The 23,669-nt window shown below is 37.4% G+C and carries 14 protein-coding genes and 1 rRNA gene; 5 read left to right on the forward strand and 10 right to left on the reverse strand.

Annotation, left to right across the window (positions count from 1 at the left end):
- Positions 1–47: 47 nt before the first annotated feature.
- From ACFPVY_RS07740 to gldJ, 8 genes are all read right to left on the reverse strand, one after another.
- Positions 48–554, reverse strand: a complete 507-nt coding sequence (locus ACFPVY_RS07740; RefSeq protein ID WP_379791393.1) for a hypothetical protein — start codon at positions 552–554, stop codon at positions 48–50.
- A gap of 18 nt (positions 555–572) precedes the next feature.
- Entirely contained in the window at positions 573–2,678 is a 2,106-nt protein-coding gene (locus tag ACFPVY_RS07745) for a DUF6923 family protein (RefSeq protein WP_379791395.1), read from the reverse strand.
- Positions 2,679–2,773: 95 nt separating this feature from the next.
- The gene (locus ACFPVY_RS07750; RefSeq protein WP_379791397.1) at positions 2,774–7,201 is read right to left on the reverse strand and encodes a hypothetical protein; all 4,428 of its coding nucleotides are present in this window, start codon (positions 7,199–7,201) and stop codon (positions 2,774–2,776) included.
- Positions 7,202–7,736: 535 nt separating this feature from the next.
- Entirely contained in the window at positions 7,737–9,071 is a 1,335-nt protein-coding gene (locus ACFPVY_RS07755; protein ID WP_379791398.1) for a DUF2130 domain-containing protein, read from the reverse strand.
- Between the two features lie 172 nt (positions 9,072–9,243).
- Positions 9,244–9,639: an ExbD/TolR family protein gene (locus tag ACFPVY_RS07760; protein ID WP_379791399.1), complete on the reverse strand. Its 396-nt coding sequence runs from the start codon at positions 9,637–9,639 to the stop codon at positions 9,244–9,246.
- Entirely contained in the window at positions 9,620–10,336 is a 717-nt protein-coding gene (locus ACFPVY_RS07765) for a MotA/TolQ/ExbB proton channel family protein (protein ID WP_379791409.1), read from the reverse strand. Before ACFPVY_RS07765 ends, ACFPVY_RS07760 begins: the two co-directional genes overlap by 20 nt.
- 144 nt (positions 10,337–10,480) lie before the next feature.
- On the reverse strand, positions 10,481–11,764 hold the full coding sequence (locus ACFPVY_RS07770) for a UDP-N-acetylmuramoyl-tripeptide--D-alanyl-D-alanine ligase (protein ID WP_379791401.1): 1,284 nt from the start codon (positions 11,762–11,764) through the stop codon (positions 10,481–10,483).
- A 70-nt stretch (positions 11,765–11,834) separates the two neighbouring features.
- The gene (gene gldJ / locus ACFPVY_RS07775; protein WP_379791402.1) at positions 11,835–13,499 is read right to left on the reverse strand and encodes a gliding motility lipoprotein GldJ; all 1,665 of its coding nucleotides are present in this window, start codon (positions 13,497–13,499) and stop codon (positions 11,835–11,837) included.
- A gap of 210 nt (positions 13,500–13,709) precedes the next feature.
- Between gldJ and porU the strand changes: the two genes are divergently transcribed.
- The 5 genes from porU to ACFPVY_RS07800 all read left to right on the forward strand — a co-directional run bounded on the left by porU (position 13,710) and on the right by ACFPVY_RS07800 (position 22,168).
- Positions 13,710–17,549 carry a type IX secretion system sortase PorU gene (porU, locus tag ACFPVY_RS07780; RefSeq protein ID WP_379791403.1) on the forward strand — a complete coding sequence of 1,280 codons (3,840 nt, stop codon included), beginning with the start codon at positions 13,710–13,712 and terminating at the stop codon, positions 17,547–17,549.
- Positions 17,550–17,588: 39 nt separating this feature from the next.
- Positions 17,589–18,767, forward strand: a complete 1,179-nt coding sequence (porV, locus tag ACFPVY_RS07785) for a type IX secretion system outer membrane channel protein PorV (RefSeq protein ID WP_379791404.1) — start codon at positions 17,589–17,591, stop codon at positions 18,765–18,767.
- Between the two features lie 72 nt (positions 18,768–18,839).
- Entirely contained in the window at positions 18,840–19,322 is a 483-nt protein-coding gene (cdd, locus tag ACFPVY_RS07790) for a cytidine deaminase (RefSeq protein WP_379791405.1), read from the forward strand.
- Positions 19,323–19,465: 143 nt separating this feature from the next.
- Positions 19,466–20,464 carry a pyruvate dehydrogenase (acetyl-transferring) E1 component subunit alpha gene (gene pdhA, locus ACFPVY_RS07795; protein WP_379791406.1) on the forward strand — a complete coding sequence of 333 codons (999 nt, stop codon included), beginning with the start codon at positions 19,466–19,468 and terminating at the stop codon, positions 20,462–20,464.
- A gap of 3 nt (positions 20,465–20,467) precedes the next feature.
- Positions 20,468–22,168, forward strand: coding sequence for a pyruvate dehydrogenase complex dihydrolipoamide acetyltransferase (locus tag ACFPVY_RS07800; protein WP_379791407.1), 1,701 nt, complete (start codon positions 20,468–20,470; stop codon positions 22,166–22,168).
- Positions 22,169–22,225: 57 nt separating this feature from the next.
- On the opposite strand, the gene ACFPVY_RS07805 is transcribed toward ACFPVY_RS07800, so the two are convergent.
- Complete coding sequence (locus ACFPVY_RS07805; RefSeq protein ID WP_379791408.1) at positions 22,226–23,455, reverse strand: glycosyltransferase; 1,230 nt, start codon at positions 23,453–23,455, stop codon at positions 22,226–22,228.
- 104 nt (positions 23,456–23,559) lie between these two features.
- Positions 23,560–23,669 (reverse strand): 5S ribosomal RNA (gene rrf, locus ACFPVY_RS07810).

Raw genomic sequence — 23,669 nt, forward strand, 5'->3', positions numbered from 1 at the left:
TTTTTTATATTTATTAGATGCAAGGCATCACTTAAATTTTCGTAAATTTATTTCCAGTAATTCCAGGCATTGCCATCAAAAACAGCCAAAGCTTTCGCTGTTGTATCATAGCATATCATTCCTGGATATGGACTTTTGACATTTAGATGAGGTGAAGCGACCTTAGGCAACACAAGTGCCTTATTAGCAGATTCCAATACCAGTACACCATCGACACTGGTAGTTCTGCTACCAATTATCGTTTGTTTTCCGTTATCTACAGTGCCACTGTAAGGAACTATTGTCGATGTGTTTCCTCCAGCGGATAATTCTACCCAAATTCCGTTTTGATACATCTTTACTTTTTGATCTGTTTTATCCACTAGAAAGGTACCATTTGCTGGCGATATAGGTAGTGATTCCACTGCGGGCAGAATAATACCCTTAGCTGTACCCGTTGCAAAATCTAATATACTACTTGTTCCTGTTGGCGCCTTAGCTTCGAACACGGTTTGTCCCTGAGCCACCAGCGTAAAGAGGAATAAGACAGATGATAGTATAATTAATTTTTTCATAATCTTGATATAAAGTGATTAGTTACAGCTTCTTTGTAAACAGTTCCACACCGAACTATTGTAAAGTTTAATACAATTCGCTGCCTCATCGTATATTAACATCCCCTCTTCTGGTACAGCAATAGCGCTGGCAGAACTTACTCTTGTAATTACAAAGCCTTTGTTTTTTGATTCTACTGCTACAAAGCCATTCGGTACATTGTTAGGCCAGCCATTGGCAAAACCCACTAGATTAGACACACCAGTTTGGGTAGGAATTCCTGCTGCAGTAAAATCGCCAAATTGTAAACAGAATGGGGTAACAATTGGAGCGGTACTACAGTGCACACCATCTAAACCTTGCAAAGTTGCTGTTGAATAAATTGTAGCTCGTGCCCCTGTTGTGACATCAAATTTAGATAAGCCTAAACCGCTGTTACCTAAACCATAAATTCCTGTTGGTGAACCGAACATGGCACCATAGTTTACTGCACTACCATTTCCACCGCCTACATTAGTAACCCGGCCTAAAGTTGCTGTATTTAAATCAATTGAGAATAAATCGCCATTTGTTGGATTTACTGTATACAGTTTATTATTTGTAATATAATAAGCTAGATCAAAAGAAATAAAACTAAAGGCTACATTACTTGCATTCACAAGGTTGATGATAGTGGCTGTTTTCGTTATAATATTAATTTTGTATAAGATAGAGCCATTAGCGCTTTGCTTTACATAATAATTACCATTAACATCTATTTCGCCAGCCAGGTAACTACCAACAGGCAAACTAGTTACAGCACCAATATTGGTAACATTGCCATCGGCATCTATTCTAAGCAATTGATTTGTAGCTAAACTAATGGCATACATAAAATTATCTACGGGATTAAAAGCTGTAGCATTGTATGCTGGTGTGGAGGCTGCTCCAACATTAGGCGCAAAAGTAATGGCTGATGCAGTAGTCAATTCTGATAACTGGGTAGTGCCTGCTGATGAACCGTTAACTGAGACGTAAAGTTTTGAATCACATGAAAATGGTTTGGATATTACGATCGTTACAGTTGCAAGGTCACTAACATTGCTTCCATAAGCGTCTGGATCATTATCTACTAATTTATAGTAGAAAGTATAAGTTCCAGCAGGAGCTGTTGCTGAAACAATTAATTTACCATCATCTGCAACCGTAGCAATATTTGTGCTCCATAATTCATATAAAAAATCGACAGAAGAAGGTGTAAGTTCAACACTTGCAGCATTGTAGTTATCATTAGTATAGATTGAAGGTAGTGTAGCACCTATACCTTGAATTACCAATGTGCCAGAATAATCATCATCTGCTACGCACACCGATGCAAAAATACTTACTAATGTTGTTGGCGAATAATTAGTCCCATTATTAAACGAAGCATATAAATTTCGCGTACCTGCAATATTCGTTACAGGTGTTACTCTATTTGCTGCAGTTGCCACTAAACCCGTATGCCACGTAATTGCACTACCTGATGGAGTATTGCTAGCAGTTAAGGTATTTAAGTTTGCGACGGCTGAGCCACATGGAACCTGATAAATCCCACTTACCCGATTATAATTTGTTGTATTCGACAGCGCTGGCGCCAAGCCTATACCAAAGCGCAAATCCGTAATATTGGAAGCGCCGATTGTATATTCAATGTAACCATCTACCAAGCCATCACTAGCGTATGGGGTAACACCCGTTTTACTTTCTCCAACATAACCCCAACCTGGTGGCAATACCCTCTGAGGTACAATTGCTCCAGCAACACCACTTAATTTACTCAATTGCAATTGATAAGTGATACCTTGCGCGGCAAATCCTGTCGGAATGTTAAAAATTCCTGAAGCATTAACAGTTGCCGTATAAACAATATTACCAGATGGGTTAATGAGGTTTACATATAATGGATTAGTGCCAGTGCTAATGGTACTCGCAACACCATTTATATTGACTGATCCATCAGTGTCATTATAAATCGTACCAGAAATTGTTCTAGTTTGAGCTTCTGTAACTGTTACAAAGGACATGAAAGTAAAGCTCCAAAATAATGATAGGCAAAATCGCCGTGTATAGACACCTTTTTTAGAAAAGGCATGTATGATATTGTCAAGGAATAGATTAATCATCTTCTTGTATATTTGGCACAACAGTATTGTGTCTAGGTTTAAATAATCGATTAAGATTGTGTACTGTACACCAGTGGTGCACAGTACACTTCTTACTATTTTTGATCTTTTAACAACATTTTTTCTAATCGATCCAAACGTTCTGCTGTAGCTTCTGCTGTTTTTTTCAATTGATTAATTTCTGATTTTTGCTGATCAATCGTTTCTTTCTGCTCGATAGTATGTAGGTAAAGTTCTTCAATTTTCTCTAAGCTTTGAATGGTCAATTTTGTCATATCAAAAGTATATCCTTCATTTGCCTTGCTTAATTCGTTGATTGATTCAACTCCTGGCAAGTGGTGATTTGTTTTGATAAAATCTTTTACGTAATTCAACGATTTAAATTCATAAGCTGGATTTATATCAGAGTTTCCTTGAAAATATTTCTCAAATACGTAATCTGCATAAACGCTGTTTGTTGTCCAAATTTTACCCGTTGTTGAAATGTCACCCGCAACATGAAATCTTGGAGTTATCGTCTGCTGGTTTGGCGCTGTCCCAACGGTAAATGATGGAATAGTCGTCGTACCAATTGCAACGGTTCCTTGTTGGTAAATATTTTGTGTATTCCCAGTTGCTGCCGTAGTTCCACCTTGTACATTCCAAGGCTCTTGTACTATGCTTGTTGGGTTTGTCCAAATCATTCTACCAGTGGCAGTTTGTGTCATTACCTGGCCATCTGTGCCTGTAGTTACTGGAAACCAATAGTTAGCTTTCACTACACCAGTCGCATTACGCATATCGAACCCTATTCCATTCTCTTTTTGAACTAATATTTCTGTCCTGTTGTTGTTACTCAAGAAAGTAGCAGGAGTTCCACCCGTTGTTGAATGAACCAAACGAAGCCCATCATTTTGCAGAGAAACTGTTGCCCCATACTGATTGGAAACGTTATACGTTTCCATAAAGAAATTACCATTATTAACCGCTCTTACAGTAGAATATGAGTTGGTCCCATTTACTGAAGTCAACGCCGCTTGTACATCGTTCGTTGCTACACTGTTCGTTGTGGTACCCTCTCTCGTTTCCATGCTAGCGGCAGCTGCGTTCGCAGAAACCGTTCTATAATTTCCGTTGGCAGTATTCATCCAATAATGCATTCCTGATGCAGGATTAAGGGGAGAATTAACTTCTGTTCCATAAGAAATGTTACCAGCGATAACTTGCGATTTAAAATCACCTTTAACTTCTAACTGTTTAGTAGTAACTGCGTCAGTATTTGTAAAACCAACTGCGACCTTTCCAGCTTGATATATATTTTGGCTATTTGCGGTTGCTTTATCTGAGGTTGTTTGTACATTGAAAGGTTCTGTTGACGCTAAACTAGATGCTGCAACTGTTTTTAATATACCTGTTGCATCTGCCACTACGATATTATCTGTAGCTGCTCCTGCGTAAGCTGGCGTGTTGATGTTTCTGATTCTCAGACCACCGTTTCCAGTTGTTGCTGCACCGCCCAAATCTAATAATTCAGTTGGTTTTGCTGCCGCTTCTGCACCAACAACGCCAATAGCTGTATGACCATTTTTCAGTACTGTCATTGCATTTGATTTAGCAGACGGCAAGGTGGATGCCCCTATTTGAAATGCTGGATCTGTAGCTACAAAACTCCCATTATTTCCACCGGTTGTTATTGCATTCCATCTTCCTATTGCTACTTCATATTGAGCTGAGGTAATATTACCAAATCCAGTTGCGAAACTGCCTGTAGCAGCCGTTTGGTTTGAAAGCCCTAATGCAAATGAACTGTTGCCTGAAGCCACGTTATTGCCACCTAATGCGACAGATGATGTTCCGGTGCTTCTGTTATTGTTCCCCCCAGATATCGAATTACTTCCACTAGCCTCATTACCAGTTCCACCTAGTATGGCAGAATAAGCGCCCACAACACCAGTATGATTATCTCCTATATGAGCAGCGCCTCTGACATCCAGAGCAGCACCCGTTTGCACTGCATCTTTACCAATTGCTACTGTACCCATTTGGTAAATGTTCTCGTTGTTTAAGGTAGCTTTATTGGTAGTAGTTTGCACATTCCAAGGTTCTACTTTCAGTGCATTTGCATCTACAAATAATGCTCCATCAGTTCCTGCTACAATTGCATTTGTCACATCTGTAGAGATTAATGGTACGTTAGGATTATTTCCCTGTTCGTTGTCATATACTAGCTGACCCGCCGCAAGTTCCAATGTAGTATTTATATTTGTTGCTGGATCACCTGCTGGACCAGTCAATCCGATCGGACCTTGAGGGCCTACTGGACCTGCAACGCCTTGTGGACCTGTCGCTCCATCTGCTCCTGTTAATCCTATCGGGCCCTGTGGACCTGTTGCTCCATCGGCTCCTGTTAATCCTATCGGACCTTGTGGACCTACTGGACCCGCAACGCCTTGTGGACCTGTCGCTCCGTCTGCTCCTGTCAATCCTATCGGACCTTGTGGACCTACTGGACCCGCAACGCCTTGTGGACCCGTTGCTCCATCTGCTCCTGTTAATCCTATCGGACCTTGTGGACCTACTGGACCCGCAACGCCTTGTGGACCTGTCGCTCCGTCGGCTCCTGTTAATCCTATCGGACCTTGCGGACCCGCAACACCTTGTGGACCTGTTGCTCCATCTGCTCCTGTTAATCCTATCGGACCTTGTGGACCTACTGGACCCGCAACGCCTTGTGGACCCGTTGCTCCAACAGCGCCGTCATTTCCTGCTGGACCTTGCGGACCTACTGGACCCGCAACGCCTTGTGGACCTGTCGCTCCGTCGGCTCCTGTTAATCCTATCGGACCTTGTGGACCTACTGGACCCGCAACCCCTTGTGGACCTGCCACTCCGTCTGCTCCTGTCAATCCTATCGGACCTTGTGGACCTACTGGACCCGCAACGCCTTGTGGACCCGTTGCTCCAACAGCGCCGTCATTTCCTGCTGAACCTTGCGGACCCGCAACACCTTGTGGACCTGTTGCTCCGTCTGCTCCTGTTAATCCTATCGGACCTTGTGGACCTACTGGACCCGCAACGCCTTGTGGACCCGTTGCTCCAACAGCGCCGTCATTTCCTGCTGGACCTTGCGGACCCGCAACACCTTGTGGACCTGTTGCTCCATCTGCTCCTGTTAATCCTATCGGTCCCTGTGGACCTACTGGACCTGCAACACCTTGTGGACCTGTCGCTCCGTCTGCTCCTGCTGGACCAGTCAATCCTATCGGACCTGTTGCCCCATCGGCTCCTGTTAATCCTATCGGACCTTGTGGACCTACTGGACCCGCAACGCCTTGTGGACCTGTCGCTCCGTCTGCTCCTGTCAATCCTATCGGACCTTGTGGACCTACTGGACCCGCAACGCCTTGTGGACCCGTTGCTCCATCCGCTCCTGTTAATCCTATCGGGCCTTGTGGACCTGTCGCTCCAACAGCACCGTCATTTCCTGCTGGACCTGTTGCTCCAACCATCCCCGCTGGACCCTGTATGTTTCCTGTTACCGTCCAAGTTCCGTTGATGTTTGTGTATACGTCGCCCGTCGTTGTATTTACGTAGGTATCGCCATTATTTCCGCCGGTTGGGATTCCTGTTCCTGAAGTTACTGATGTTCCGTTAGTTCCGTTGGTTCCATTGGTTCCGTTTGTTCCATTGGTTCCTGCTGGACCCTGGATGTTTCCGGTTACTGTCCAGGTTCCGTTGATGTTTGTGTATACGTCGCCTGTCGTAGTATTTACGTAGGTGTCGCCATTATTTCCGCCGGTTGGGATTGCTGTTCCTGAAGTTACTGATGTTCCGTTAGTTCCGTTGGTTCCATTGGTTCCGTTAGTTCCATTGGTTCCTGCTGGACCCTGGATGTTTCCGGTTACCGTCCAGGTTCCGTTAATGTTTGTGTATACGTCGCCCGTCGTAGTATTTACGTAGGTATCGCCATTATTTCCGCCGGTTGGGATTGCTGTTCCTGAAGTTACTGATGTTCCATTGGCTCCTGCTGGACCTGCTGGACCTATTAAATTACCGATGTTTATCACAGTTGAAGCTCCGTTTTCGTCGATGTAAGTGATGGTATTAGCGACCGGGTCGTGACTAATAGACGTTAATGTCTCATTGTCATCAATGATCTGCTCAATATTGATGACTTGAGTGTTTCCAGCCACGTCAATATAAGTAAATTGATTTGTCACTGGGTTCCAAACCATTATATTGGTTGGGATATCTGATGATGAAGCAATTCTGACCCATTTATCTTGATACCAGTAGTGATAACCGATTCTAATATCAGCAACATTTGCTGTATTAAAAACCAACAAACTGTTGATATTTCCATTTGTAATTGTGGTAGCATCAATACTGCTGGTCAGCGCTACTCTTGGAATAAGAATACCTCTATTTGAAGCAACTATCTCTAACTGAGAAGAAAGATTTGGCGTGGGAGTTCCAATCCCAACCTGCCCATAAGCTCCGTAAGCCCCTAAAACGAATAATAAAGGAAGTAATTTATTTTTCATATGCGATGTCTTTAAAAATTAAAGTCAAAAAGTGTAAAAATTTATGGATAATTAAAAATATAAAAATCAGAAACTCTAAAAAATTAGAGATGTGTGTAGGTGTATTTTGAATGTTTAAATATCTGTAATCTGATTAAGCTCCGATAAATGAATTTTAATGATTTTTGGTATTAAACTATTACAATATGACTTGGGGTTGTTTTAAATATCAAAGACGTTCAAAAACTATATTGTTAATACTGCACAAACTAAAGATGAATTTCAATATTTACCAAAAAAAATCATACTCACAACTACTCACTTATTTAAAATACTAATAACCAGTAATTTAAAACCAAGTTTAATCTAAAATATTTAAAGAAAAACATAAAAAAAGACAATTACATCATAACTTGGAATAAAGATGAGTAGCTAATTATAAGAAAAAGCGGACTAAAATATTACAATTTTAGTCCGCTTTTCACGATATTAAAAAATAGTTCAAAAAAATGCTCGGATATTTGAAATCAACGATCGGTTTTGGGGTTGATTAAAATCATTCTATCTCTTCAATTTCCGATTTGTCGAAATCAATTTCTAATGCCTTTACAGTTTGAACTGCGTTCCCGGCAATTCCACGAATCGAACCATACATTCCGATTGTATTATTGATTACTTTGTCAATTTGCTTTTCGCGTTGCGTCCAGATTTTTTTCATTGCATTTTTTTCTTTGAGTAGATCAATTTGCATTTGTGAAAAACCTTCGACAATTCCTTCGATTTGCAGGCGAAATTCTGTACTTGTTAAAAAATCATAAAGCATCGTCATCTTATCCCCTTTATTTTCTTGAGATTGAACTGCTTGACTAACTTGAATTAACGATTGGCGTAGTACGGCACTTAAGCCTTTAAACTCCTCATAAGTACAGATCCAAATTCCGTCTTTCATCCCCATTCGTTGCATATCGCTGGGCAAAACTTCGGTAACCAAAACTCCAATATTTGCTTTTTTGTCGCGAATGTCATTCTTGAATTTTTCAATCCAAAGTGGTTGAAACGTCTTGGTACGCTTACTTTCATAATAAATTGTACCGCAATTCTGCAATTCAAAAGTATTAATTGTTTGCAAGCAATCTGCTCCGTTTGCGCCTTTTTTAACTTCATCGATTGTATCTAGCGGAAAATTATTGGCAAGCCACTCTTCCATCGCTAATTCTAAAACTTCTCCCTGCAATTGCATAGAACCTTGCTCCTGCTTGCGCTTCATTTCTTCGATTAGTTTTCTTTGATCTTCGGCCTGCTTTTGGTATTCTTTTATTTTCAGCTCGTTTTTTTCTTCTTCTTGCTTGCGAATTTTTTCTTTTTCTAAAACCAAAGTTTCGTTTAATTGTTGTTGCGCCTGAGCTTCGATCAAATCCTTCATTTCCAACTTTTCGCGTTGCAATTTCGAAATCTCGCCTTGCATCTTATTCAATTCTCGAAGTTTCTCTGATTTTTCAGAAAGTTCTTTTTCCATCAAAGAAATTCGGTCTTTGTTTTCTTCCTCCAATTTTAATTTCAAACTGGAAACGAAATTTTTTTCTGACTCTTTTTTTTCTAATTCCAAACGCTCCTGAAACTGCTGTTTTTCTTTTTTGGCTTTAGCTTCATATTCTTCCTTTGCCTTTTCCAATCGATCTTGGAACAACTCATTTTCCTTTTTCTTTTTGGCTTCAAAATCTTCTCTGGCTTTTTCAAGCGCATCATTTTTCGATTCCCATTCGGCTGTTTGTGCGTTTAATTTTTGCTGAAATTCTTTGCGCAGTGCATCTTCAATCTGATGTTTTAAAATATCATTTACATCAATTGAAGTACCGCAACTCGGACATTGTATTGAAGATTGTTGTGCCATTGGGATATAATTTTCGTTGGGTATAAATATATGAAATGTCAATCTTTTGAAATCGTTTCTAAACAAAAAATGCGTTTAAATAAAACTGCAGTAAAAATTACTCAGTCCGTAAAATAAAAAAACACCTGCGAAATTCATCACAGGTGTTCTTTACAACTATTAATTAGTTTTTTTACTTTTTATCTGTTGCAATCACGAACTTTAAATTGTTCTTGACACCAATTTGAAGCAAATCTACCAAGTCTTGAACTTGCAAATTATAAGGAATTCTTACAATTACAGTTTGATCTTTAGCATCGCCCATTTTTGCTAATAAAGACGCTTCTAATTCTTCAAAAGAAACATTTTGTTTGTCAATAAAGTAGTTCTTGTCTTCAGAAACGGATAGTGTAATATGTTGCTTATTCGTTTTGTCGTTTTGTTGCGTTTTTGGCAACGTCATCTTGATTACGTTCGGGTTTGCCAATGTTGATATGATTAGGAAAAACAACAGCAAAAAGAACATAATGTCACTTAAGGAAGAAGTTGCAACTTCCGCGTGAAATTTTCTATTTCGTTTTAGCCCCATCGTTTGGTCTTTGAATTATAGTTACGAATTCTAAAATCTGTTTTTGAACGTTTAATGAGAAATTATCGATCATTCCGTTGAATAAATGGTAAGCTGCATACGCGATAATTCCCACCACAAGCCCAGATCCACTACTGATCATTTTTTCATATAAACCGCCAGAAATATTTCCGATACTGATATCTTCGGTTTGTGAAATGCTGTAGAAAATTTTGATAACTCCGGCAATTGTTCCAACGAAACCAAGTGTTGGCGCGATACCAGCGATTAAACCGAGATGCCCCATTCTTTTTTCCATTTCACCAATTTCGATGTTGGCCGCTCTTTCCATATTAGATTCAATTTCAGAAATTGGTCTTCCGATAGTCAAAATTCCTTCTCTCAAAATATTTCCGTAAGCCGTATTTGATCTTTCTGCCAAAGAAACTGCTCCGTTAATATTACCAGAATTCAATTGAACAGCAATATCTTTTACTAAATGCGAATCCATTTTGACTGCTTTTTTAATCGTAAGATATCTTTCGAAAATCAAATAAACGGTATAAAAAAGAAGAATGATAATCGGAATCAAAAACGCTCCACCTTTCATCAAAAAACTAAAGAGATTCATTTCTTCAGTTGTTGCTACGCCTTCGATAATTGTGTCGGTCGAAGCTTTTGCAATTGTATCAGCTTGCAATAAAATGGTTGAAAATATCATAAATATAGTTAAGAAATTTAGTTGTTCAAATCTAAGGCAATTTTCTTGCCACAGACAAAAATAAGTTATTTATTTAGTATAAAAAGTATAACGGAAGTTTTTAAAATATAGTATTCTTAAAAATCATCAGATCACTTTGTTTTAAAGCAATTCTAATGTTCTTTCTAAAGCCATTCCGCGAGAACCTTTGATTAAAATCATTTTATTTTTTAGTTTTTCTCCTTTTATAAAATCAGAAAAAGCTTCGAAAGTTTCAAAGAAATTTACAAATTCACTTTCGGTTTTATTGGCATAAAAATGGCTTCCAATAAAATAAGTTTTCACATCAGCTTCCTTTTCCAGCAACGCAATTGTATTTTTATGTTCGGAAAGACTTTCTTCTCCCAATTCAAACATATCGCCTAAAATCGCTACTTTATTTTCTTTGTCTAATTGCAAGAAATTTTTAATCGCGACTTCCATACTGCTTGGATTTGCATTGTAAGCATCCAAAATAATTTCATTTGAATTTTTAACAAGCATTTGAGATCGGTTATTTTCTGGAACATAACTTTCAATCGCTTCCTTGATTTCCTCATCAGAAACTTTAAAATATTTCCCGATTGTGATTGCAGCGTTTATATTGTTTGCATTGTACAATCCGATCAAATTTGACTTCACCTTTACGCCGTGATAATCAATTTCAACGAAAGGATTTGCCGTACTTGAGTTGATAAAAACAGAAGCATTTTTGTCAATTTGACTAAACGTAATTCTTAGATTATTTTCGGTTTTTTCCGTTTGAATCGCATCATCCAGGTTTACAAAAACGAATTTATTGTTTTCTGAAAGAAATTGGTACATTTCGCTTTTTCCTTTGATTACACCTTCCACACCACCAAAACCTTCAAGATGTGCTTTGCCAAAATTAGTGATGTAACCAAAATCTGGCTGGGCGATTTTACACAAAAATTCAATTTCTTTTTGATGATTCGCTCCCATTTCCACAATCCCGATTTCTGTCTTAGAATCAAAAGAAAGCAACGTTAATGGAACTCCGATGTGATTGTTTAAATTTCCTACGGTTGCTTTTGTGATGTATTTTTTAGACAAAACTACGTTGATTAACTCTTTTGTGGTGGTTTTTCCGTTGCTTCCTGTTAAAGCGATAATTGGTAGTTTTAAATATTCTCTGTGGAATTTTGAAAGTTTCTGTAACGCTTCCAAAGTGTCTTCAACCAGAATTGTTCTTTCGTCAATGAAGTAATCTTGGTTATCAATTATGACATACGAAGCGCCTTTTTTCAAAGCTTCCTCTGCAAAAGTGTTGGCATCGAAACGCTCGCCTTTGATTGCAAAAAACATCGAATTGTTTTCAATTTTTCGGGTATCGATTGAAACCGAATTGCATTTTAAAAATAAACCGTGAATGTCTTTAATTTCCATTTTTTAGAAACTGTTTTATAAAACAAAAGCCCTAATTAAAGGGCTTTTGTGGAATTTATTTTACTGAAAATTAATTTCTTGCTTTTTTCTTTCCGTCAGATTTTGGACCAACTCTTGACATTGCACATCTAAATCCGATGTAGTCAGTTGCCATATCTTGTGGGAAGTATCTTCTTTGAGCTGGGTCTAACCAATATGCTCTGTCTCTCCAAGAACCACCTTTGTAAACTCTAACGTTGTCATCAACTAAAGTTGTTCTTTTTGAAGACTTGTCATATCTTCTCACCATGTTTCCTAAACTGTCTGTAGTCACATTGTGTTTTGGAGAATCATACATTCTTTTTGAGTCATCAACTTTTTCTCCTTCTTCAGAACTTCCAAAGTCAAAATATCTTGTTGATTGTTTGTCTCCATCTCTGTAATTTCTGTTATCAGATTTGTCGAAATTTTGTCTCAAATACGTTTCTTTCTCATCAATTGGCACTTGCGCGATTTGACCAGGGAAATTTCTTGCCATGATTCTACCGTTTGCTAAAGTGTCATAAGCGATAGTTTCACCAGTTACAATTTCAGCTTTTCCGTCTTCACCAATTTTGTTTTTCATGTAAACGTTACCTCTGTAATAGTTGAAGTCATTTGCTTCATCATCAACAATTGGTCTGTAAACGTCAGCAACCCATTCTGCAACGTTACCCGCCATATCATACAATCCAAAATCATTTGGTGGATAATACTTAACTTTTTGCGTGATATCAGCACCGTCATCAGACCATCCTGCAATACCGCCGTAATCTCCTTTTCCTTGTTTAAAGTTGGCCAATTGGTCACCTTTCACTTTTCTTTTACCAGAACGAGTATAGTTTCCTTTCCAAGGATATTTCTTTTGACCTCTGTATAAGTTGTACTCTCTGTTACCTACATCAGCAGCTGCAGCATATTCCCACTCAGCTTCTGTTGGAAGTCTGTATTCTGGAAGTATGATACCAGAAGTTCTTTGAGCGTATAAGTTAGTACTATCTTTAGATTTACCTCTTTTGCCTTTAAGAACGATTTCTTCGTTTCCTCCATAAGTTTTTGTTGGAGCAGCTAAATAAGTAGATGTATTAAAAGTATTTTCGCCTTTAGCTTCAGTAACTTTTGCATCTCTTTTTAAGTAACCTTCTCTTTCAAGAACATTTTCGTTCACACGGTCTGTTCTCCATTTGCTGAATTCCACAGCTTGGATCCAATTCACACCAACTACAGGATATTCTGCATAAGCAGGATGTCTAAGGTAGTTTTCAGTCATTGTTTCATTATAACCTAATCTGTCTCTCCAAACTAATGTATCCGGAAGAGCTCCTTGGTAAATATTTGTATAATTTTCATCTTCTGGATCAAAAACACGCTTTACCCAGTCAAGATATTCCATGTACATAACATTGGTTACCTCTGTCTCATCCATGTAAAAAGACTGAACGTGTTGCTGGTTTGGTGTATTATTCCAATCATGCATTACATCGTCCTGAACTTTACCCATCGTAAATGTTCCACCTTCAACCAAAACAAGTCCAGGAGCAGTTTCTTGCTTCTTAAATTTTGAATTGTATTGAAACCCGCCCTTCTTGTCATTGATTTTCCAACCCGTGGCAGAAGATGAGTTTTTTGAGCTGGAGTTCTTACTACAACTAGTAACACCCACAACTAATGCTGCAGATAGCATCAGCCTCAAAGCCATAATTTTGTTTACTTTCATACTTTCAGTAGGTAATAAATTTCGAGCCGCAATATAATAATTAACCTTTAAACCGCAACACAAATTTGAAATAATAATAAAAAACTAATTTTTTGTTAAATGTATATTCTCAAAACGTAAATTTAATCTCTTTATTGCATGCAATATTACGTTAAATAAATTATTTTTGAATTTCGTAATAATTATGCTTAGAAAGCGTTATTCAATTTAATGAAAAAGACATTCATCCTTTTACTTTTCCTTATTTCCCTCACTTCTTTCGCTCAACAGAAAGAAAATATTACTATTGAATGGATTGATAATTCAGGTATAAATTCTGAACAAATAAAAATTAAAGTCCCTGTTTTCAATAATTCTTCTTTTAACTATAATTATGAAAATAGAACAATTACATATGTTAAAAAAGTTGCCGTAAATGGTTTCGCCGACGAATCAAGTTTGCAAATTGCAGATGTTATTTATGAAACTGTTTCTAAAGAACAGCTTGGAGAATTAAATATAGCAAAAATTCCTTCTTCGATCAATGCAAAAATAACCAACATGAACAATCCTGCTTCTCAAAAAGCGGTGATTGAATTTTCACCAATTATAAAATCGGGGCTGGGGTTTCAACGAGTAAAGTCACTTTCTTATACTTTTTCGAACACTCAAAACCGATCTAACCAATTTACTGCAAACAGCATTGCTGCGGTTTCTAATTCTGTTCTAAGTTCTGGCGAATGGTATCGATTTTATGTTGAAAAATCTGGAGTCTATAAAATTTCTAAGAATTTTCTTCAAAGCTTGGGAATGAACTTAAACGGAGTTGATGCCAGAAATATTAAAATCTATGGAAACGGAGGCCGAATGCTTCCATTATTAAATTCAACTTATTATCCAGAAGATTTGACCGAAAATGCGATTCAAATCATTGGCGAAGCTGACGGTTCTTTTGACAATTCAGATTACATTTTATTTTATGCCGAAGGCCTCGACAACTGGAATCAGGAAAGCCTAACCCATTTAAATCTTTTTTCAGACAAATCTTATTATTATATTACGGCACAAGGTTCTCAAGGAAAAAGAATCACGAACATAGCTCCAATAAGCGCTACAGCAACTTTAACCACAACTGTTTTTGATGATTATCAGTTTCATGAAATCGACAGATTTAATATTGCAAGACTTGGCAGAAGATGGTTTGGAGAGCAATTTAGTTCACAAAACGAACAATCTTTTAATTTTGAATTTCCTAATATTGTCAGCGGTTCTCAAATTTCTCTAACGGGATCTGGCGCAGCAATTGCATACTCGCCCACAACCATGACATTTGAAGCTAACGATCAAAACGTGCTGACACTTAATTATGCAGCAGTCGCAACTTCTGGAGATTTGGCGAAAGACGCACTGCTGACAGGAACTTTTACAGCATCAGAAAATGTTACCGTAAAAGTTACCTATAATAATGGTGGCATTCCAAATTCAGCCGGATACTTAGACTATATCATTCTGCAAGCCAAAAGAAACCTTCGCGGTTATGGAAAACAATTTAAATTTCAATACAATAATGTCGCGTTAACCACAGGAATTATTGAATATCAATTTTCAAATGCTTCCGGAATTAGTCAAGTTTGGGATATCACCGATATTTATAATGTCACAAAAATTGAAAATGGCGCTGCAAATTTTTCCTTTAAAGCATATATGGGAGAACTAAGAAAATACATAGCCGTTGACAATTCAAACTATTTATCTCCTTTAAAAGAATCACAATCAAGAGTCGTAAACCAAAATTTAAAAGGAACAATTTTAAAAAACAGCCAAGGAGCTTTTCAAGACTTAGACTATTTAATTGTAACGCCTGCTTCTTTAAATTCGCAAGCAGAAAGATTGGCCGGTTTTCACAGAAACTATTCTCAATTAAATGTAAAAGTTGTAAATCTTGAAAATATCTACCAAGAATTTTCGTCCGGAAAGCAAGATATCGGAGCCATTAGAAATTTTGTAAAGTATATTTATAACAATAGTTCCAATACTGCAAGAAGGCTAAAATATTTGAATCTTTTTGGAGACGCCTCTTATGATTACAAAAACAGAATTCCAAATAACACAAACATAGTTCCTATTTATCACGCTTATGGCAGTTTCAACCTGGCAAGTTCTTATATGAGTGACGATTACTTTGTAATGCTTGACCCAAATGAGGGAACAATGAATCCAACCGCAGGCACAGACGATTTAGAAATATCCGTTGGAAGAATGCTTGTTGCAAGTCAAAAACAAGCAGAAGAAATGGTCACAAAAGTAATTGAATACCATGATATCCAGTCCTTTGGAAAATGGAGAAATAACTTTGTATTAATTTCTGATGACGTTGATGCAGAATGGGAAAATGCAATTCAAACCGGAATTGATTCTTTGGGAGATAACATTACTGCTCAAAAACCTTTTGTGAATGTCAAAAAAATCCATAGTGATTCTTATGTTCAAGAAGCTTCTTCTGGCGGATTTCGTTATCCAAAAGCTAGAAAAGATTTTGTGGATGCCATAAATCAAGGTGCATTGGTTTTCAATTATTTTGGACACGGAGGCGAAGACGGATTGGCAACTGAAAGAATTTTCGAAAAAACAGACGCTCAAAACCTTACAAATCAATATAAATACCCGCTTTTTGTAACCATAACTTGTGAATTTACGAGATTTGATAACCCTTACAGACCAACTGCAGGAGAATATACGTATTGGAATCCAAAAGGAGGCGCGATTTCTATGGTTACAACTACTCGCCAAATTGACGTTTTAACCGGCAAACTCATTAACGAATCCTTTTCTGGTCAACTTTATGGCTTTGGAACTACAAACTATATTCCGATGGCTGAAGCTTTAAAAAATGCAAAAAACAGTTATGGAGGAAATACATTAATGGTTTCTTATATCGGAGATCCAGCGATAAAGCTAGCAATTCCAAATCCTACGATTGTTTTAACCAAAGTAAATGACGAACCAATTCAAACTTCACAATTTGTACTTAGCGCATTAAGTCCGGTGAAAATGACTGGTGAAGTAAGAAATATTCAAGGAAATACATTGCTTTCAAACTATAACGGCGATTTGTCCGTAAATATCTTTGACAAAAACATTCAGAAAACCACATTAGGAAACGATGGCACAACAAACGGAACTGGTTTAATCACAATGGATTTCACTTTGTTAGGAGAAACCATCTTTAGAGGAAATGCTTCTGTCACCAATGGAAATTTTGAATTTAGTTTTGTAGTTCCAAGAGACATCACGATTCCTGTTGGCGAAGGCAGAGTCAGTTTTTATGCCAAAAAAGCGCAGGCGCTCGAAGATCAAACTGGTTACAACACTGTTATCAAAGTCGGCGGAATCAACACAAACGCTGTTGCAGATAACATTGGCCCAAGAGTTCGTCTTTATATGAATGACGAAACATTTATTTCTGGCGGAATTACAAATGAATCGCCGATATTTTTAGCTTTCTTGGAAGATGAAAACGGAATCAATACGGCCAGCGGTATCGGCCACGACATTGTTGCTATTTTAGACGGAGACGAAAATAATCCGTACATATTAAATGATTATTATGAAACCGAACTTGATGATTACACAAAAGGAAAAGTTCGTTTTCCGTTCAGAGATTTAGCCGTTGGATTACACACCGTTATTTTTAAGGCTTGGGATGTTTACAATAATCCGGTTACGGCAGAAATTCAATTTATTGTTGTGGGAGACGAAACGGTAACGTTGACAAATGTTCTGAATTACCCAAATCCGTTTGTAAATTATACGCAGTTTTGGTTCACGCACAACCGCCCATACGAACCTTTAGATGTTCAAGTTCAAATTTTAACGATTACCGGAAAAATTGTAAAAACAATAAACCAGGTGGTCAACACCGAAGGTTTTCTTTCAAGAGAAATTACTTGGGACGGAAGAGATGATTTTGGAGACCGAATCGGAAAAGGAGTTTATGTTTACAAACTCACCGTCAAATCGACCCTCACAAATAAAAAGACAGAAAAGTACGAGAAACTTGTTATCCTTTAATAAAATATTATATTTGTTCAATTAAATATTTCAACCAGAATGAAAAAAACCGCCTTATTTATACTTTGCATCTTAGGATTCAGCAATTCTAATGCTCAGGAAGCCAATCGAGTGATTACTACCGGAGTACCGTTCTTATTGATTGCGGGTGATGCCAGAGCTGCTGGTATGGGTGACATTGGTGTCGCTTCTTCTCCAGACGTTTATTCACAACAATGGAATCCTGCAAAATATGCGTTCTCATTAGACAAACAAGGATTTTCTTTAAGTTACACGCCTTACCTTCCAGAATTGGTAAATGATATTTCCTTAAGTCAAATAACTTATTTCAATAGAATTAGTGAAAAAAGTGCTTTTGCAGCGAGTTTACGTTATTTCAGTCTTGGCGTTATCGAATTTAGAACCGAAAATCCAGACGATCCAGCGGTTGAAGTGAATCCAAGTGAATTTGCGGTTGACTTTTCATATGCGTTAAAGTTAGATGAAAGATTTTCAATGTCTGTTGCTGGTCGTTATATTCGCTCAAATCTTAGATTAGCTCAGTTAAGCAATGATGCTTCTGCAGCTTCTTCTTTTGCAGTTGACGTTTCTGGTTATTACCAATCCGAAGAAGTTGCGTATGATGATTTCAACGGAAGATGGCGCGGAGGATTTAACTTCCAGAACTTAGGACCAAAAATTAATTACGATTTAGATGATTCAGATCAAGGTTCTAACTTTCTTCCTTCTAATTTGAAATTAGGTGGTGGATTTGATTTTATTTTTGATGAATACAACAAAGTATCACTTAATTTAGAAGTAAATAAATTGTTAGTTCCAACGCCTCAAAACCCAGATTTAAACGGAGATGGAGATATTACCGATGAGGAAAGAGCTCAAAACAACCGTGACTACAGAAGCATTGGCTGGACAGAAGGAATTTTCAAATCTTTTGGTGACGCACCAGACGGAATGAAAGAAGAATTAAAAGAATTTACATGGGCTTTAGGGGCAGAATATTGGTACCAAGATTCATTCGCCATCAGAGCCGGTTATTTTAATGAAAGTGAAGAAAAAGGAGCTAGAAAATTCCTTTCTCTTGGAGCCGGATTCAAATATAACATCGTGAAGCTTGACGTTTCTTACTTATTCTCTGCTTCAAAAGTCAGAAATCCATTAGAAAACACACTTCGTTTTTCTCTAAGCTTTGCTTTCGGAGATCAATATGACGAATATTAGTATATAATTTAAAGACAAAAAAATCCAAATTGCTTTCATTAGTAATTTGGATTTTTTTTCCTCAAAACATTTATGAAACAAATCAACATTACAACAACTTTTTCTGTTTTTGATTCTAAAGAAGAACTTTCTGCAGACCTTTTAGATTTAATGAATCAAGCCATTGAAATCAGAAAAAAAGCTTATGCGCCTTATTCAAAATTTCGTGTAGGTTGCGCCATTTTATTAGACAACGGAAAAATTGTCTTAGGTTCCAACCAAGAAAACGCTGCCTATCCATCAGGATTATGTGCCGAAAGAGTTGCCATTTTTCAAGCCGGAGCCATTTATCCGGAAGCAAAAATTATAAAAATGGCCATTTCTGCAACTTCAGATGAAAAACCAGTTCTTGCTCCCATTCCACCTTGTGGCGCTTGCAGACAATCAATTGCAGAATATGAATTCAAGCAAGAAACTCCGATAGAAATTTATTTCATGGGAGAATCGGGAGAAGTTTACAAATCAGATTCTTTAAAAAATCTGCTTCCGTTTCTATTTGATAAAAACTATTTATAAAAAAACCTAAAATTTACCGTTTAAGTTTTAGTTCTAAGTTGGAATGTCTTATTTTTGCCTTTCGCAAATTTGTGTGAGGAAAACTATTTTGCGTCTACAACTAGCAATTTACTGGCACGATAACGTTTAGCAAAAAACAAACAATGAAAGAAGTTACAAAAGAAGTTTACTTAAAGTGGTATGAAGACATGCTGCTTTGGAGAAAATTTGAAGACAAATTAGCCGCTTTGTATATCCAACAAAAAGTAAGAGGTTTTCTTCACTTATATAATGGTCAAGAAGCTGTTTTAGCTGGAGCATTGCATGCAATGGATTTATCAAAAGATAAAATGATTACTGCTTACAGAAACCACGTTCAACCAATTGGTATGGGTGTTGACCCAAAAGCTGTTATGGCTGAGTTACTTGGAAAAGTAACAGGAACATCAAAAGGAATGGGTGGTTCTATGCACATATTTTCAAAAGAAAAAGGATTTTACGGAGGTCACGGTATCGTTGGAGCACAAATTCCAGTTGGTGCAGGTATTGCTTTCGCAGACAAATATTTCGAAACTGGCGGTGTAACCATGACTTATTTTGGTGATGGAGCTGCACGTCAAGGTTCTTTACACGAAGCTTTTAACATGGCGATGTTGTGGAAGCTTCCAGTTGTTTTCATCGTTGAAAATAACGGTTATGCAATGGGAACTTCTGTTGAAAGAACTGCAAATCACACAGATATCTGGAAACTTGGTTTAGGTTATGAAATGCCTTGCGGACCAGTCGACGGAATGAATCCTGTGAAAGTAGCAGAAGCTATGCACGAAGCAATCGACAGAGCGCGTCGTGGTGATGGACCAACTTTCCTTGAAATGAAAACGTACCGTTACAGAGGACATTCAATGTCTGATGCACAATTATACAGATCAAAAGAAGAGGTTGAAGAATACAAAAAAATTGACCCAATCACTCAAGTTTTAGACGTAATCAAAGAAAACAATTATGCTACTGAAGCAGAAATTGAAGCAATTGACGAAAAAGTAAAAGCTTTAGTTGAAGAATGTGCGCAATTTGCTGAGGAATCTCCATTCCCAGAAGTACAGCAACTTTATGATGTTGTTTACGAACAAGAAAATTATCCTTTCATCCCTCATAAACTATAATCTATGGCAATCAAAATCACAATGCCTCGCTTAAGCGATACTATGACAGAAGGAACTGTTGCTACATGGTTGAAAAAAGTTGGGGACGAAGTTAAAGAAGGAGACATCCTTGCAGAAATTGAGACTGACAAAGCAACAATGGAATTTGAAGCTTTTGACGCCGGAACATTATTGCACATCGGAATTCAAGAAGGAGAATCTGCTCCAATTGATTCACTTTTGGCAATTATCGGTAAGGAAGGCGAAGATATTTCTGATTTATTAGGTGGCGGAAGCTCCTCTGATAAAAAAGAAGACACTCCGAAAGAAGAAACTAAATCTGAAGAAAAATCAGAGGAAGATCCTAAGGAAGATAAAAAAGAAGAAGCTAAGGAAGCTCCAAAAGCAGAAAGTAATGCATTGCCAAAAGGTGTAATTGTTGTTACAATGCCACGTTTGAGCGACACGATGACTGACGGAACAGTTGCAACTTGGTTAAAAAAAGTAGGTGATAAAATTGCCGAAGGAGATATTCTTGCTGAAATCGAAACGGATAAAGCGACGATGGAATTTGAATCATTCAATTCTGGAACTTTATTAGAAATCGGAATCCAAGAAGGCGAATCTGCTCCAGTTGACAGCGTTTTGGCTATCATCGGACCAGAAGGAACTGACGTTTCTGGAATTGCTGAAAACTTCAAAAAAGGTGGCGCTTCTGCAAAAGAAGAAAAAGCAGAAACTAAATCTGAAGAAAAATCTGAATCTAAGGAAGAGCCTAAAAAAGACGATTCTAAAAAAGAGGAAGCTAAAGAAGAAACTATTGAAACAGTTTCTGACGGAAAAAGAATTTTCATTTCGCCTTTGGCTAAAAAAATCGCTGAAGAGAAAAAAATTAATATTTCACAAGTAAAAGGAACAGGTGAAAACGGACGTATTGTGAAAAGCGATATCGAAAACTTCAAGCCTGCAGAAGCACAAGCTCCAAAGGAAGCTGGCAAATCTGAAAGTGCTTCTACTGTGAAACCATTTGTTGCCGCAGGAGAAGCTTCTTCTGAAGAAATTAAAAATTCGCAAATGCGTAAGGTTATCGCCAAACGTCTTTCTGAATCTAAATTCACAGCGCCGCATTATTACTTGACAATTGAAGTAGCAATGGACAGTGCGATGGCTTCAAGAAATACTATCAATTCATTGCCAGACACAAAAGTTTCTTTCAATGACATGGTTATCAAAGCGTGCGCAATGGCATTGAAAAAGCATCCAAAAGTAAATTCTCAATGGAAAGAGGATGTGACGGTAATTCACCACCACGTTCACATTGGAGTTGCTGTTGCTGTTGAAGATGGTTTGGTTGTTCCGGTTCTTAAATTTGCTGACCAATTGAGCTTGACTCAAATCGGTGGTAATGTAAGAGACGTTGCTGGAAGAGCTAAAAACAAAAAATTACAGCCTGCCGAAATGGAAGGAAGTACGTTTACAGTTTCTAATTTAGGTATGTTTGGTATCACAGAATTTACTTCTATCATTAACCAACCAAACTCTGCAATTCTTTCTGTTGGTGCAATTGTTGAAAAACCAGTTGTAAGAAACGGACAAATTGTTGTTGGAAACACAATGAAAGTAACATTGGCGTGCGACCACAGAACGGTTGACGGAGCTACGGGAGCACAATTCTTACAGACTTTAAGACAATATTTGGAAAATCCAGTTACGATGTTAGCGTAAGCTGATTTCTTTATAAATAAAAATCCCGTTTTGAAATTCAAAACGGGATTTTTTACTTTAACTAATTTTGTTTTTAGCTTCAATCCACCGTGACATATATTCTGTACTTCTTAATGTATGATGTTGCAGGATTTGACCAATAAAGTGGTTATTTCGATGTATTGAAAGATTGTTTAGCAAGTAATTTATCTTTTCTTTAAATTTTGAAAAATACAAATCTTTAGAAAATTTGTATTTTATAATTTCAAATCCATTTTCCTGGCAATTGTTCCAAAGTTTTTCATCATTATATAATTGCACCGCTTTGTTTGCAAATTCTTGAGGATTGTCTTCTATAAAACCATTCCAAGGCAATTCATCATGCATAGATTCCGCCCCAATGGAAGTAGTTATACTTGGAGTTCCATATTGCATACCTTCTAAAAGTTTTCCTTTAATTCCTGCTCCAAATCTTAACGGAGCCAGCATAATCCTTGCTTCAGAAATTACTTTAGAGGCATTCTCAGCTCTTCCTTCAATAAAAAAATTAGCTTTTGGGCTATGTAATTGTAAAACTTTTTGCGAAGGATAGGCTCCGTAAATTCTCAAATTTACTTCTGGCAATTGTTTATGAATTAATGTCCAAATTGTTTCTTTTAAGTACAAAACCGAATTCCAATTTGGTTCGTGGAGAAAGTTACCGATGAAAGCAAAATTCTTTCTATTATGAAAATCATTCTGATTCTCACTTTTTTTAATAAAAATAGGAAGATAAAGCAATAAAGATTCATCTATCTTAAATTGCTCTTTAAGTAAATTAATCTCAAATTCCGAAACCATTAAAGAAACGTCACATCTTAAGATACTTGCAATTTCTCTCTTAGCAACATCTGAAAACAAGTCCGAAGCATCAAATTCTCTTTCTTCTTTGAAAGCCTTTTGCCTACCCAAACGAAGAGAATGCAAATCCTCTGTATCAAGTATTTTCAAAGCATTTGGACAAGATTTAGAAACTCTCCAACCGAATTGTTCTTCAATCATAAACCTGTCAAACAAAACAATATATGGGTTCAATTGACTTACAAAGTCATCAAAACTATCATCGTTTAAAAAAATATTCTCTTTACCTACTTCAATATCTTTTAAAGGAAAGGAAAATTCACTCTCTTGCGAAGCACTTGCAAAGACAATTCTATAATCTAATTCTTTAAAAATCTCAATTAACTGCAACATTCTTCCGCCTGCTGCCGAAGATTTAGGCTCTGGCCAGACGATTCCTATAATTAAAAGGGTTTTATTGCTATTCATAAGACAAAGAAAAGCGATTTAAGTGTTGATTAGAAGCAAAATATCCAAATTATTTTGCATTGGGACAAAAAAAAATCCCCATCTAACGATGAGGATTCTCTAAAGAAAGGCGGCGACATACTCTCCCACAGGATTGCAGTACCATCTGCGCAGGCGGGCTTAACTTCTCTGTTCGGGATGGGAAGAGGTGAGCCCCGCCGCAATAACCACCTTA

This window comes from Flavobacterium qiangtangense (assembly GCF_042658345.1).
GTDB lineage: Bacteria > Bacteroidota > Bacteroidia > Flavobacteriales > Flavobacteriaceae > Flavobacterium > Flavobacterium qiangtangense.

Excerpts from the sequence above, each read along its gene's own strand:
- ACFPVY_RS07805 (WP_379791408.1), bottom strand. The coding sequence starts at position 23,455 with ATGAATAGCAATAAAACCCTTTTAATTATAGGAATCGTCTGGCCAGAG.
- pdhA (WP_379791406.1), top strand. The coding sequence starts at position 19,466 with ATGAAAGAAGTTACAAAAGAAGTTTACTTAAAGTGGTATGAAGACATG.
- ACFPVY_RS07745 (WP_379791395.1), bottom strand. The coding sequence starts at position 2,678 with ATGATTAATCTATTCCTTGACAATATCATACATGCCTTTTCTAAAAAA.
- ACFPVY_RS07750 (WP_379791397.1), bottom strand. The coding sequence starts at position 7,201 with ATGAAAAATAAATTACTTCCTTTATTATTCGTTTTAGGGGCTTACGGA.
- ACFPVY_RS07755 (WP_379791398.1), bottom strand. The coding sequence starts at position 9,071 with ATGGCACAACAATCTTCAATACAATGTCCGAGTTGCGGTACTTCAATT.
- ACFPVY_RS07770 (WP_379791401.1), bottom strand. The coding sequence starts at position 11,764 with ATGGAAATTAAAGACATTCACGGTTTATTTTTAAAATGCAATTCGGTT.
- gldJ (WP_379791402.1), bottom strand. The coding sequence starts at position 13,499 with ATGAAAGTAAACAAAATTATGGCTTTGAGGCTGATGCTATCTGCAGCA.
- ACFPVY_RS07760 (WP_379791399.1), bottom strand. The coding sequence starts at position 9,639 with ATGGGGCTAAAACGAAATAGAAAATTTCACGCGGAAGTTGCAACTTCT.
- porV (WP_379791404.1), top strand. The coding sequence starts at position 17,589 with ATGAAAAAAACCGCCTTATTTATACTTTGCATCTTAGGATTCAGCAAT.
- cdd (WP_379791405.1), top strand. The coding sequence starts at position 18,840 with ATGAAACAAATCAACATTACAACAACTTTTTCTGTTTTTGATTCTAAA.
- ACFPVY_RS07800 (WP_379791407.1), top strand. The coding sequence starts at position 20,468 with ATGGCAATCAAAATCACAATGCCTCGCTTAAGCGATACTATGACAGAA.
- ACFPVY_RS07740 (WP_379791393.1), bottom strand. The coding sequence starts at position 554 with ATGAAAAAATTAATTATACTATCATCTGTCTTATTCCTCTTTACGCTG.
- porU (WP_379791403.1), top strand. The coding sequence starts at position 13,710 with ATGAAAAAGACATTCATCCTTTTACTTTTCCTTATTTCCCTCACTTCT.